Here is a 14033-nt window from a genome sequence, read left to right on the forward strand (position 1 = left end):
GGTCTTAGACCGGGGCTTCTTTGCTTTGTAAGGGGCATGTCCTTTCGACGCGGAGGTAGCGTGGAAAAATGACGCGTCCCCTCATCGCCACAGTCGGTCAGCTCAGGGCTTCGGGCCACCAGCAGAAGTCCCTTCGAGTCGAGATCCGCGACAACCTTCTGGCGGCTCTTCGAGAAGGTCGTGATCCCTGGCCAGGGCTGCACGGTTTCGAGGCCACGGTCATCCCTCAGCTTGAGCGAGCTCTGATCGCGGGGCACGACATCGTGCTGCTCGGCGAACGTGGGCAGGGCAAGACCCGCCTCTTGCGAACCATGGTGGGCCTGCTCGACGAGTGGTCGCCGGTGATCGAGGGGTCGGAACTGGGGGAGCATCCGTTCGACCCCATCACCAGCCAGAGCGTGCGCCGTGCCCACGAACTCGGCGACGACCTGCCCGTGTCCTGGCGCACGCGCGAGGAGCGTTACGCGGAGAAGCTCGCAACGCCCGACACATCCGTCGCCGACCTCATCGGCGACGTCGACCCCATGAAGGTGGCCGAAGGGCGCAGCCTCGGAGACCCGGAGACGATCCACTTCGGCCTCATTCCTCGCAGCCACCGAGGCATCGTGGCCATCAACGAACTGCCCGACCTCGCCGAGCGCATCCAGGTGGCCATGCTCAACGTGATGGAGGAGCGTGACATCCAGATCCGCGGCTACGTGCTGCGACTGCCCCTCGACGTGCTGGTCGTCGCCAGCGCCAACCCCGAGGACTACACGAACCGCGGACGCATCATCACGCCGTTGAAAGATCGCTTCGGCGCTGAGATCCGAACCCACTATCCGCTCGAGCTCGCCGACGAGGTGTCGATCATCCGGCAGGAGGCCGATCTCGTGGCCAAGGTGCCCGAGTATCTCGTCGAGATCCTCGCCCGTTTCACTCGCGCGCTCCGAGAGTCGCCGTCGGTCGATCAGCGCAGCGGTGTGAGCGCGCGCTTCGCGATCGCCGGAGCGGAGACCATCGCCGCGGCGGCCATCCATCGCGCCACGCGGCAGGGCGAACCGGATGCCGTGGCCCGGCCGGTCGATCTCGAAACGGCCGTCGACGTGCTCGGCGGCAAGATCGAGTTCGAGTCGGGTGAGGAAGGGCGTGAGGACGAGATTCTCGACCACCTGCTGCGTCGCGCCACGGCGGAGACCGTGAACGCGTACTTCAGAGGCCTCGACTTCAGAGCGCTGGTCTCTGCCGTCGAAGAGGGCGCGGTGGTGACGACAGGCGAACAGGTTCCGGCGCGCGAGTTCCTTGCGGGGCTTCCGGCCCTCGGCGAATCCGAGCTCTACGACCAGATCGCCGATCGGCTCGGCGCCCGAGGGGACGGTCAGCGGGCGGGAGCGATCGAACTCGCCCTCGAGGGGCTCTTCCTCGACCGGCGCATCAGCAAGGCCTCAGGGGGAGGCGAAACGATCTATGGCTAGGGAGAATCGGCGCCTGACCCGCGCTTCGCGCTACGGAAAGTACGCGGGCGGGCCCGACCCGCTCGCGCCTCCCGTCGACCTGCGAGAGGCGCTCGACGCCATCGGCCACGACGTGATGGAGGGCTACTCTCCCGAGGCATCGCTGCGCGAGCTGCTGCGCCGCGGCACCCGCGACCGCCCCGGACTCGACGATCTGGCTCGCCGGGTCGCCGAGCGGCGCCGCGAGCTGACCGCGAAGCACAACCTCGACGGCACGCTGAACGAGGTGCGGCGGTTGCTCGACAAAGCCGTGCTCGAGGAGCGCAAGCAGCTGGCTCGAGATGTGCAGCTCGACGACGATTCGCGCGCCCTCGCAGAGATGCAGCTGGGCGCCCTGCCGCCATCGACCGCGGCCGCCGTGAAAGAGCTGGGCGACTATTCGTGGCGCAGCACCGAGGCGCGGCAGGATTTCGAGCGCATCAAGGATCTGCTCGGCAGGGAGATGCTCGATCAACGCTTCGCCGGGCTCAAACATGCGCTCGAGAACGCAGACGACGAAGACAGAGCGGCCATCGCTGCCATGCTGGCCGATCTCACGGCGCTGTTCGAGAGACACGCTCGGGGCGAGGCGAGCCAGCAGCAGTTCGACGAATTCATGAGCACTCACGGTGAGTTCTTTCCCGAGAACCCTCGAACCATCGACGAACTCATCGACACGCTGGCCGCTCGGGCCGCGGCGGCCGCTCGAATGCGCAATTCGATGAGCCAGGAGCAGCGCGACGAACTCGACGCACTCGCATCCAATGCCTTCGGATCGCCCGAACTGATGTCATCGCTCTCGCAACTCGACGAACAGCTGCAGGCACTGCGCCCCGGCGCCGACTGGCAGGGGTCGGAGCGCATGTCGGGGTCTGACGGCCTCGGCCTGGGCGACGGAACAGGCGTGTTTCAAGACATCGCCGAACTCGACGAGCTGTCGGAGCAGCTTTCTCAGGGCTATGGAGGCTCGCGCCTCGACGACCTCGACCTCGACGCGCTCTCGCGCCAGCTCGGCGACGACGCCTCGGCAGATGCGCGCACCCTCGCTCAGCTCGAAAAGGCCCTGCGCGACTCGGGAACCATAAAGCGCGCTTCTGACGGAACGCTGAAGCTGACGCCGAGGGCGATGCGACTTCTCGGCCGCTCCCTGCTGCGCGACGTCGCGCAGCGCCTATCGGGCCGCCAGGGCAACAGAGACGTTCGGCAGGCCGGTTCCGCGGGCGAGTTGTCGGGTGCCACTCGCGAGTGGTCGTTCGGCGATACAGAGCCATGGGATGTGACGCGTACGATCACGAACGCCCTCTCGCGAACCGCGGGTGGCGGGGCGGCCGCGGGAGGGGGCATCCGAATCGAGATCGGCGACGTGGAAGTGCAGGAGACCGAGGCGAGAACCCAGGCTTGCGTGGCACTGCTGGTCGACACCTCGTTCTCGATGGCCATGGACGGCCGATGGGTTCCGATGAAGCGCACCGCTCTCGCGCTTCACACGCTCGTCACCAGCCGGTTCCGCGGCGACGACCTGCAGCTGATCGCGTTTGGACGCGAGGCTCAGGTGATGGAGATCGAGCAGCTCACCGGTCTCGAGGCAGAGTACGAGAAGGGCACCAATCTTCATCACGCCCTGCTGCTCGCGAACCGGCACTTCCGCCGGCACCCCAATGCCCAGCCTGTTCTGCTCATCGTGACCGACGGCGAGCCGACCTCCCACCTGGAATCGAGCGGCGAGGTGTTCTTCGACTACCCGCCGCACCCCCTGACAATCGCGGTCGCCGTTCGCGAGCTCGAGAATTCGATGCGACTCGGTGCATCGACCACGTTCTTCCGGCTGGGCGACGATCCTGGGCTCGCCCGTTTCATCGACTCGATGGCGAAAAGGGTCGGCGGCAGCGTGGTCTCGCCGGAGTTGGATGACCTCGGTGCCGCTGTGGTCGGCTCCTACCTGGGCTCGCGCGACGGGTCGGGGTTCTGGACTGGGTGAATTCGGAGGCTGCGTCCAGCGTCCTCGCGACCGACGAACGATGCCGCCGAGTACTGTCGAGCTGGTGAGTGAGGTGGGGGAATGAACGCTAAGCGTCGCAACAAACGCGCCGTCGCTGTTGTCATCGCGGGCTCGATGCTCGTCTCGGCCGCCGTCGTCTCGGTCATCGTGCAGAGTGTCACGCACGGCTCCGGAGAGCACATCCATATCGACTCGCGGTCAGCCGCTCTGTCGGCCACAACGGTGCCGACGGCACCGACCGCCGGCTCCGTCGAGGCGGAATCAGAACCCGGGCCCGTGGTCGTGGCCATCGGGGACTCGATCATGGACGGGCACAACGTGAAGTCGAGCCATGCGTGGCCGCAACTCATCGGCGCGGCCACGAACTGGCAACTCACCGACCTCGCGGCTGACGGGAGCGGCTTCGTCGCTGTCGGCGACGACGGGGGCACTTTTCAAGATCAGGCCGTCGAGGCCGTCGAACTGAACCCCTCTATCGTCGTCATCGCCGCGAGCAGCAACGATCTCGACGAAGATCCAGACGAGGTCGCCAGTCAGACGATGGAGACCATGAGCTACCTGCGCGACGAGCTTCCCGACGCGCGTATCTTCGCGTTGAATGCATTCTGGGGAGACACGACCCCACCCGACGAACTCGGCGACCTCGACGCCGACATCCTCAGAGCGTCAGAGGCGGTCGACGCCGACTATCTCGATATAGGTCAGCCTCTCGCCGGCCAGCCGGAGCTTATGCAGTTCGACGACATCCATCCCGTATCGAAAGGGCTTACCGTGATAGCGGCCGCAGTGGCCGCGGCGATTCGCGAGGCCGGCTGACGGCACGGCTATTTGAGCAGCCTCGACAGCACACGATCGGCCAGCGGTTTTCCGCCCGTTTGGCAACTCGGGCAGTACTCCAGGGTGCGGTCGGCGAAGATCACCTGCCGCACGGTGTCGCCGCAGACCGGACACTTTTCGCCGGCCCTGCCGTGCACGCGCATGGCGGTCTTCTTCTCGCGCTTCAGATTCGATGCACTGACTCCCTCGGATCGCTCGATGGCGCCCCGCAGTGTCTCGCGCATCGCGTCGTAGAGCCGGGATGCCTCGTCGGCCGTCATCGATGCCGGCTTGTAAGGCGACATGCGGGCCACATGCAAGATCTCGTCGGAGTAGGCGTTGCCGATTCCGGCGATACGCGACTGATCGCGCAAGGCGCCCTTGATCTGCATTCGCCCGGCCGAAGTGAGAATCTGAGTGAAGACCTCGAGAGTGAATGCCGCGTCGAGCGGATCTGGCCCCAGTCGAGTGATCTGGGGGATTTCGTCGACGTTCCGAACGATCCAGATGGCGACGCTCTTCTTCGTTCCCGCTTCGGTGACATCGAAGCCCGAACCATCGTCGAGTACAAGACGAGCGGTGAGAGGCCCCGACGTGGGTCGTGTGCGCGGCGCGGGTTCGCTGTCACGCCAGCGGATCCAGCCGGCGCGAGCCAGGTGCATCACGAGATGCATGTCGCCCACAGAGATGTCGAGGAACTTGCCGTGCCTGCCGATCGACGTGATCACGTGGCCGCTCAGGGCTGAGGCGGGCGGATCGAAGGTCTTGAGGGCGGCGAACGACACCAGATCGAGGCGCGCAAGGGTTCGACCGACGAGCCGCGCGCTCAGATCTGCGACGAGCGCGTGGATCTCGGGAAGTTCTGGCACGTCCCCAGTCTCGACCCGACCACTGACAACGGTCTACCCGGCTAACGAAAGTCGCGGGAGCGGGTGCGTGTCTGCAGAGCGAGTTCTTCGAACCGGTCTGCAACCAGGTTGATGATGCCCTCGGGCGAGCGCTCGAGGATTCCGCGCACGACAAGAGCGGGCGATTCCCTCGCCAGGCGGCGGTAGCGGTTCCAGACGCCGGTGCTCACGATGACATTGAGCAGGCCGGTCTCATCTTCGAGGTTCATGAAGATGATGCCGCCCGCGGTCTGAGGGCGTTGTCGGTGGGTGACCACGCCGCCCGCAAGAACCCGCCGCCCCGACTCCGCCTGAGCGAGGTTGACGATAGGAGAGACTCCGCGGGCGGCGAGGGCATCGCGCGCCTGACTGATCGGATGGTCATCGGGCGAGATGCCGGTCGACCAGATGTCGTAGGCCAGTCGTTCGGACGACGTCAGCACGGGCAACAGTGGAGGTTGAACGCTGACGGACGAACCCGCGAGCTGATCCGCTCGTTCGGCGGATGCCTCGCCGGCCTGCCAGAACGCCTCTCGCTGGCTGATGCCCAGTGAATCGAAGGCCCCGGCGGCGGCGAGCGCCTCGAGCTGTTCAGTCGACAGCCCCACCCGACGTGACAGATCTGAGAGGTCGACGAAGTCGCCCGATTCCTCTCTCTCGGAGACGATGCGGTGAGCGAGATCCGCGCCGATGCCAGTGATCGCCGCCAGGCCGAGCCGCACGGCGAAGCGACCGTCACGGCGGTGGCTCGCCGAGAGGTCGGGTGCCGTGCGGTCGAACGCACCGACCGGGGGCTGATCCGGGTCGCAGCATTCCTCGCGGGTCTGCGTCTGGGCGGGGCCGCCTGTGTCGATCTCTTCGAGCGTGGCATCGGCCAGAGACCGCTGGATGCTCGGGCGGCGTACCTCGACACCGTGCCGACGCGCATCCGCCGTGAGGGTCAGAGGCGAATAGAAGCCCATGGGCTGGGCTCGAAGCAGCGCCGCCAGAAAGGCGGCGGGGTAGTGCAGCTTGAGCCACGCACTGGCGTAGACCAGAAGGGCGAAGCTGAGAGCGTGACTCTCGGCGAAGCCGAAGTTGGCGAACGCCTGGATGCGCGAGTAGATGTCTTCACTGGTTTCGAGGTCGAGCCCGTTACTGGCCATGCCTTCGAACAGGGTCGCCTTCAGCGACTCGATTCGTTCTACACCTCGTTTGGAGCCCATGGCGCGGCGAAGCAGGTCTGCGTCGGCGGGAGAACAGCCCCCGACTGCAACAGCCATCTGCATGAGCTGCTCCTGGAAGAGCGGTACTCCGAGCGTGCGTTCCAACACGGGCTCGAGCAGATGGTGGGGGTATGTCACTTCTTCTTCGCCGGTCTTGCGCCGAATGTAGGGGTGCACCGCGCCACCCTGGATGGGGCCGGGGCGAATGAGAGCGATCTCGATGACCAGGTCGTAATAGCGACGGGGGAGGAGCCTCGGGAGAGTTCCCATCTGGGCGCGACTCTCCACCTGGAACACGCCGATGGCGTCGGCTCGGCACAGCATGTCGTACACGCCGGCCTCTTCCTTCGGAATGCTATCCAGATCCCACTGCTCACCGGTGTGCTCTACGACGAGGTCGAAGGTGTACTGCAGCGCCGCCAGAATTCCCAGGCCGAGCAGATCGAACTTCACGAGACCCATCCATGCGCAGTCGTCCTTGTCCCACTGCAGAACCGTGCGGTTCTCTTTTCGCGCGTGCTCGATGGGCACCACCTCGCCCACGGGATTCTCAGTGAGCACCATGCCGCCCGAGTGGATGCCGAGGTGTCGGGGCGCCTTGAGCAGCTGCTGAGCCAGGTGAGTCACCGCGTCGGGAATATCGTGATCGTGGGTCTCGCTCAGGTTGCCCCACCGCTCGATCTGACGTGACCACGCGTCTTGCTGGCCCTGACTGTAACCGAGCGCCTTCGCCACATCGCGAACGGCGTTCTTCGGCCGGTAGCTGATGACATTGGCCACCTGCGCCGCATTCCGTCGACCGTAGCGCTCGTAGACGTACTGGATCACCTCTTCGCGCCGGTCCGAGTCGAAGTCCACGTCGATATCGGGCTCTTCTTCGCGCAGCGCCGACAGAAACCGTTCGAAGGGGAGGCCGCGCGCTATCGAGTCGACGGCGGTGATTCCCAGTACGTAGCAGACGGCCGAGTTGGCCGCAGAACCTCGCCCCTGGCAGAGGATGCCCCGGCCCCTGGCGAACCCCACGATGTCTTCGACGATCAGAAAGTAGCCGGGAAAATCTTTGTCTTCGATCACGCGGAGCTCGCGTTCGAGCCTGTCGTGGATGTCGGGCGTCGCGTTCGGGTAGCGCTTCTCCGCGCCCCGTCTAACGAGCTCGCGCAGCCAGCTGATGGGCGTGTGCCCGGCCGGCACATCGAGTTTCGGGAGGTTGGGTCGGGCAGACCGCAGCGAGAACGACAGATCTGCAGCGATCTCGACCGTTCGTTCGACGGCTCCGGGGTAGCGCGAGAATCGCGCGGCCATTTCGGCCCCGCTGCGCAGATGCGCGCCCGTGGATGCCGGCAGCCAGCCGTCCATCTCGTCGAGGCTGCGGCGCGCCCGAATCGCCGCCAGGGCTGACGCGAGCGGATACGCTTCTGGGCTCGCGAAGTGCACATTGTTCGTCGCGATCACGGGCAGGCGGGCACGGGTAGCCAGATCGGCGAGGGCATCGTTGATGCTCGACGCACGAGGATCTCCGTGGTCGAACAGTTCGACCACCACGTTGTCTCGACCGAAGAGGTCGATCAGACGGTCGAGTTCCCTCGCGGCGCCCGACGATCCGTCGCTCTCGAGAGCCTTTCTCACCGCACCCTTGCGGCATCCGGTCAAGACGAGCCACGAGTCCTGTGCCGCGTTCGAGAGCTCGTCGAGCGAGTACACCGGGTGGCCTTTCTCCGCGCCGGATGCCAGCTGAGCGCTCGTGATGGCGCCAGCCAGCCGGTGGTATCCGGCTTCTTTCCGCGCCAGAACCACAAGGTGTTCGCCCTCGGGGTCGGCGACGCCGTTCTGAGGAGCCGTCAGACCCAACGAGAGCTCGGCGCCGAAGACTGTCATCAGATCGACATTCTCGGCGGCCTCGGCCATGCGCACGATCCCGTAGAGACCGTCGTGATCGGTCAGGCCGAGGCCGGTGAGCCCGAGACGCAGTGCCTCTTCGACGAGATTCTCGGGGGAGGACGCGCCGTCGAGAAAGCTGTAGTGCGAATGCACATGCAGCTCGGCGTACGGCACGGCCGTTCGGGATGGCCTCTCTGCTCGTGGGGGCGGTTCATAGGGCGCCCGCTTGCGCGACCACGCCGGGCTGTCGCCGCCGTCGGCTCCGCGCGGACGATCGTCGCGCCGTGTTGTGCCCGATGCGATGCGTTCGAATTCAGACCACGGGATGGGCGGATTCATCCAGTTCATGGCAGATCTCGCTCAGTCATAGCGGGCCTCTGCTGCCCACTCGTGGTCTTCGAGAATCATCAGCCAGGCCATTCCCTCGGAGTCGATCATCTGGAATCGGTGTGCGCTTCTGCGGGTTTCGGAATCCCACCATCTCTGTGTCACCGACCACGGTCCGGCCCACGAGGAGATCTTCAGCGCGGGGGATCGGTCGAGCGACAGCCATGCGGGAGTCGAATTCGTTGTGCCGCGGGCGTCGACATCGATCGGCTCTCCGAGTGAGCCGCGCACATCGGCAGGCCGCGGTTCGGCGAAGACGGTCGCCGGGGCGGGAGGGGGGATGCTGCCCGGCCAGGGCAGGGTGCGTTTCGATGGCGGCGTTTCGTCTCCCCAGGCGACAAGCACCTGTCTTTCGCTCAGAAAGCGGCCTCCGCCGAGCGTAGGGGTGGAGACCGCCCCGTGGCCGAGCACGCTGTGCAGTCTGGCCAAGGCATGGTGCACTCGCTCATCGAGCGAGGTGCCCCAGAGGCCGGATTCGTGATTGGCGCTCGCATCTACTCGAGCGGGAGACAACTCGATTCGCTCGACCGGAGATGCGGGCCCCGCGGTGGCACCCCCCGACCCTTGAAGCTGCCAGCGCACGCGATCGACCACATCGGCTGCCGAGAAATGGTGCGGATGCGACCAGGATCTCTCTCGTCGCTCACCGGATTCGCTCGTGACGGTGATGCGCAGCGCCGTGCAGACCAGACCGCCTTCGGCGAGCCGATCGATCATCGATTCGGATGCTGTTCTCACGCCGAAGGCGATCTGGTCGACACGATCGAGCGCCGGTTCGAAGGCCACATCGGCACCGAAGTCGGCCTCGGGCGTGTGCTCGGCGCCCGAGAGCCGGTCGGTCGCGGATGCTCGGGCGTGCGCACGCAGTCCGGCTTCTCCGAATCTCGCGCCGACCGCCACCTGATCGAGAGCGGCGAAGTCGCCGAGGCTGTGCAGCCCCAGTCGGCGCAGCACGGGCACAAGAGTCGAGTCGTCGAGCGTGGAGATCGGCGCAGAGGCCAGAAACTGCCGTGTGGTTCCGGGCTCGACGATCGATACGGGGGCGCTGTCGCTCGTCTTCAGCGCGGCGCGTTCTGCGCCGAAGACACTGTCGGCGATGCCCAGTCGCGCGGCGATGTCTGCCTTTGCCATCGCCTCGTGAATCGTCGAGGCCGCGCGCTCTTCACCACCGTAGAAGCGGGCTGGGCCCCTCGCTCGAATGGCGCACAGCCCGGGGCGGAGAATGCGTACGCCGGGAACCAGCTCTTCGAGAGACGCCACGACGGGCTCGAAAGCACGAGCATCGGTCTGAGGGTCATAGGCGACGACGAGAAGCTGGGGACATCTGAGCTGAGCCTCTCGAACGGCGAGGCCCCGTTGCGCGCCCGACGCTCGAGCGTCGCTCGAGCATGCGAAAACGACACCTTTGTGAATGAGCGCGAGTGGCTGGTCGACGGGAAGCTCGAGGTTGCGTCGGGCGGCGGTGATCGGCCAGTCGGGCAGCCAGACCACCAAGACCCGTGCGGCTGAGGAGTTCATGGAATCGCCGCCGCCGGTACCCGAAGCCGCGATCGTCGAGGTGCGCCCCCGCCCTGCCCCTGTCGCACCTCGAGCTCGAGATGCCGGTCGGCGAGGTGGCCGTGACCATCGCCCAGGCCTGTCCACGACGACGAGACGACACGGATCTGTGACTCCGACTGCGGCCATTCGCCGAGGACGAGCATCGTCGATCGGGTCTGTCGCAGCCGGGCGACCAGCCGCGACGCCTCGGCTGAGGTGACCCGCGTGGGAGCCCTGACGATGACCAGGCCGAGCACATCGGCCATCGAGCCGACCGTCGACATCCACCGATCACCCGGATCGGCGACCCATACGAGTCGGTCGAGGTCGATTCCCCAGCCGGCCGCGGCCTCGAGGCCGAGATCGGGAACGTCGAGCACTCCACACCACTCGCCGCTCTGTGATGCAGCTGCGACGAGTGCCAGAGCGAGCGATGTCGACCCTGAGATCGAGTAGACGACTCCGCGCCGAAGACCGCGGCCGAGCACACCCCGCATTATCGGCAGCACAGGGAACGCATCTTCGTCGAGTCGGGTGGACTGCATCGAGCTGATGCGCGCCTGCAGCGCCTGCCTCACCGAGGCGGGGGACTCCATAGCTACGACCGAACTCATTCTGCAATATTCGAATATATGTTCGAATAAGTCAATCGGGTCGCGGGTGTCGGTTAGGCGCTCGGCTCGGCAGAGGGCAGGATCGATACATCATGACCGTGACTCTGCCCGAGGCTGCCGACAGCGCTTCTCTACTGTCGCTTCTCCCCGAGACATTCGACGAAGACACGGTCTTCAGTGCTTTCGAGACCTGGGCGAGCTCCCGAGGCATCACGCTGTATCCGGCTCAGGAGGAGGCGGTCATCGAGATCGTGTCCGGGGCGAACGTGATCCTCTCGACTCCCACGGGCACCGGAAAATCTCTCGTCGCGATCGGGGCGCACGCCGCGGCCATCGTGCGGGGGCAGCGCAGTTATTACACCGCTCCGATCAAGGCTCTGGTGAGCGAGAAGTTCTTCGCCCTGGTCGACGTGTTCGGGGCGGCGAACGTGGGTATGGTCACCGGCGACTCATCGGTGAATCCGGATGCGCCCATCATCTGCTGCACGGCCGAGATCCTGGCGAATCTCGCCCTGCGCCACGGCGCCGACACCGACGTCGGCCAGGTCGTCATGGACGAGTTCCACTTCTACTCCGATCCCGAACGAGGCTGGGCCTGGCAGGTTCCGCTGCTCACTCTTCCCGATGTGCAGTTCGTGCTGATGTCGGCCACGCTCGGCGATGTCACCTGGCTCGCGAAGGACCTCACCGCTCGAACCGATCGTGAGACCGCCGTGGTCACGGGTGTCGAGCGGCCGGTTCCTCTGCACTACTACTACGCAACGACGCCCGTTCAAGAGACGGTCGAAGAGCTGCTCGAGACTCATCAGGCGCCGGTCTACATCGTGCACTTCTCACAGTTCGCGGCCCTCGAGCGAGCACAGGCGCTCACGAGCATCCGTGTCGCGACCAGGGAGCAGCGTGACGAGATCGCCGAGGTCATCGGAGGATTCCGCTTCACCACGGCCTTCGGCAAGACGCTCAACAGGCTGATCCGATCGGGCATCGGAGTGCATCACGCGGGCATGCTGCCGAAGTACCGTCGCCTCGTCGAGCAGCTCGCCCAGCAGGGGCTGCTCCGCGTCATCTGCGGAACCGACACACTCGGCGTCGGCATCAATGTGCCGATCCGCACCGTGCTGCTCACGGCTCTCACGAAATTCGACGGCGTGCGGATGCGCCAGCTCAACGCCCGGGAGTTCCACCAGATTGCGGGTCGCGCCGGCCGTGCGGGATACGACACTGCCGGCACGGTCGTGGTGCAGGCGCCCGAGCACGAGACCGAGAACCTGAAGGCGATCGCGAAGGCGGGCGACGACCCGAAGAAGAAGCGCAAGATCGTCAAGAAGCGTGCGCCCGAGGGCTTCGTCTCGTGGGGCGAACCCAGTTTCTTGAGGCTCGTCGATGCAGAACCCGAGACGCTCTCGTCGAGTATGCAGGTGAGCCATTCGATGGTTCTCAATGTGATAGCCCGTGAGGGCGACGCCTTCACCGAGTTCAGAGAACTCATCGAGACGAGTCACGAACCCCGCGCGAAACAGCTCGCGCATCTGCGTCAGGCGCTCGCCATCTACCGCACACTTCGCACGGCGGAGGTCGTCACCCAGGTGCCGCAACCCGGCGGCGGGCCCGATCGCATCCGGCTCACCGTCGATCTGCAACCCAATTTCGCGCTCAACCAGCCGCTGTCGCCCTTCGCGCTCGCGGTCTTCGATCTGCTCGACGAAGACAGCGAGACATATGTGCTCGACATGATCTCGGTGGTCGAATCGACGCTCGAGAATCCTCGGCCCGTTCTCTCTGCACAGCAGTTCTTGGCGAGGGGCGAGGCCGTGGCCTCGATGAAGTCTGAGGGCATCGAGTACGAACAGCGCATGGAACTGCTCGAGCAGGTGACCTGGCCGATGCCGCTCGAGCAGCTTCTCGGCGAAGCCTTCGAGGTCTACAGCGCCTCGCAGCCGTGGATCGGCGACTTCGAGCTGAAACCTAAGTCTGTTGTGCGCGATCTCTACGAGCGAGCGATGACCTTCGGCGACTTCATCAACTTCTACAAACTCTCCCGTTCGGAGGGTCTTGTTCTGCGCTACCTGTCCGATGCATTCCGCGCAGCCAGGCAGACGATCCCCGACGAGGCGAAGACCGAGGAGCTGCACGATCTCATCGAGTGGCTCGGCGAACTCGTGCGCCAGGTCGACTCGAGTCTGCTCGACGAGTGGGAAGAGCTGATCAATCCGAGCGACGACGGCGGCAGCGTCGAGAACCCGGGCATCGTGCCTCCCGCACCGCGACTGCTCACCTCGAACGCCCGCGCTTTCCGCATCCTGGTGCGCAACGAGATGTTCCGCCGGGTTCAGCTCGCGGCCCTCGAGAACTACGAGGCGCTCGGTGAATTGGATGCCGCGGCCGGCTTCGACGCGGATGCGTGGGCCCGCGCCATGGACGACTACTTCGACGAGCACGACGAGTTGCTCACAGGTGCGGATGCGCGGAGCGCCGCGATGCTCATCATCGACGAGCGGCCGGGGGAGTGGTTGGTGCGCCAGATCTTCGACGACCCTGCTGGCGATCACGACTTCGGCATTTCGGCGACCGTCGATCTCGCGGAGTCCAACGAGCAGGGCGTCGCCGTCGTGCGCGTCATCGCGGTAGACAACAGTCCCCGCGTTCCCTGAGCTTGTCGAAGGGTGTCAAAGGGTGCCACTTCCGCGGAATTCCGGGGAAGCCGGCCACGACACGCCCGGGCTGCACGCTGGTTTTGACGAGCGCCCAGTGTTTCCGTAATGTTTCCTCTTGTCACCCCACAGGTTCGGAAAGCCGAAGAGCTTCCGGCCTCAAGCGGGACCATCCCATAGCTCCAGATCAGAGTCTATAAACGGCTCTGCCTCTTGTTCTAGGATGTAAACCTTCCCAGTCGAACGTCGTTTGGTTCGATTTGAAGCGCCTGATTTCGATCTTGTCGCTCGAATCGCTCGATTTGACAAGAGCTTCGATCGGGTCTAGGTTTGAGAAGTTGCCTCGATGTGATGCTGTGCCGGTTGGTGTGGTTGATGTTGGGTGCGTCCGATCTTTGAGAACTCAACAGCGTGCACTAAGTCAAATGCCAAAAACCCCGCGCATTGTCCTTTGGATGGTGTTTGGGATTCCTTTGGAAATAGATATAAACATACAAAGCAAGTCAGTAATGATTTGTTCTGTCAGTTTCAAACTTGCAATCATTCTGCCTATTCCGGTTGTTTGGTTGTGCGTAATCATTTACG

General features: G+C 65.0%; 8 protein-coding genes. 4 read left to right on the plus strand and 4 right to left on the minus strand.

Annotation, left to right across the window (positions count from 1 at the left end):
* Nucleotides 1–68: 68 nt before the first annotated feature.
* The 3 genes from TZ00_RS18145 (at nucleotide 69) to TZ00_RS18155 (ending at nucleotide 4287) form a co-directional block, all read left to right on the plus strand.
* Nucleotides 69–1454, plus strand: a complete 1386-nt coding sequence (locus TZ00_RS18145) for a MoxR family ATPase (protein ID WP_044443869.1) — start codon at nucleotides 69–71, stop codon at nucleotides 1452–1454.
* On the plus strand, nucleotides 1447–3450 hold the full coding sequence (locus tag TZ00_RS18150; protein ID WP_044443871.1) for a vWA domain-containing protein: 2004 nt from the start codon (nucleotides 1447–1449) through the stop codon (nucleotides 3448–3450). Before TZ00_RS18145 ends, TZ00_RS18150 begins: the two co-directional genes overlap by 8 nt.
* 81 nt (nucleotides 3451–3531) lie before the next feature.
* Complete coding sequence (locus tag TZ00_RS18155) at nucleotides 3532–4287, plus strand: SGNH/GDSL hydrolase family protein (protein WP_052521695.1); 756 nt, start codon at nucleotides 3532–3534, stop codon at nucleotides 4285–4287.
* 8 nt (nucleotides 4288–4295) lie between these two features.
* Here the strand turns inward: TZ00_RS18155 and TZ00_RS18160 are convergent, their stop codons facing one another.
* The 4 genes from TZ00_RS18160 to TZ00_RS18175 are packed head-to-tail and all read right to left on the minus strand — an operon-like array spanning nucleotide 4296 to nucleotide 10797.
* Nucleotides 4296–5156 (minus strand): Fpg/Nei family DNA glycosylase, encoded by an 861-nt coding sequence (locus TZ00_RS18160; protein ID WP_044443873.1) that lies wholly within the window; start codon nucleotides 5154–5156, stop codon nucleotides 4296–4298.
* A gap of 41 nt (nucleotides 5157–5197) precedes the next feature.
* A complete protein-coding gene (locus tag TZ00_RS18165) occupies nucleotides 5198–8605 on the minus strand; it encodes an error-prone DNA polymerase (protein ID WP_044443875.1) in 3408 nt (1135 codons plus the stop codon).
* Between the two features lie 12 nt (nucleotides 8606–8617).
* A complete protein-coding gene (locus tag TZ00_RS18170; RefSeq protein ID WP_044443877.1) occupies nucleotides 8618–10162 on the minus strand; it encodes a DNA polymerase Y family protein in 1545 nt (514 codons plus the stop codon).
* Nucleotides 10159–10797: a hypothetical protein gene (locus TZ00_RS18175; RefSeq protein ID WP_152631265.1), complete on the minus strand. Its 639-nt coding sequence runs from the start codon at nucleotides 10795–10797 to the stop codon at nucleotides 10159–10161. Before TZ00_RS18175 ends, TZ00_RS18170 begins: the two co-directional genes overlap by 4 nt.
* Nucleotides 10798–10889: 92 nt before the next feature.
* On the opposite strand from TZ00_RS18175, the gene TZ00_RS18180 reads away from it, so the two are divergent.
* Nucleotides 10890–13448, plus strand: a complete 2559-nt coding sequence (locus tag TZ00_RS18180) for a DEAD/DEAH box helicase (protein ID WP_044443879.1) — start codon at nucleotides 10890–10892, stop codon at nucleotides 13446–13448.
* Nucleotides 13449–14033: the final 585 nt, after the last annotated feature.

The sequence above is a fragment of the Agreia bicolorata genome, from assembly GCF_000938265.1.
GTDB lineage: Bacteria > Actinomycetota > Actinomycetes > Actinomycetales > Microbacteriaceae > Agreia > Agreia bicolorata.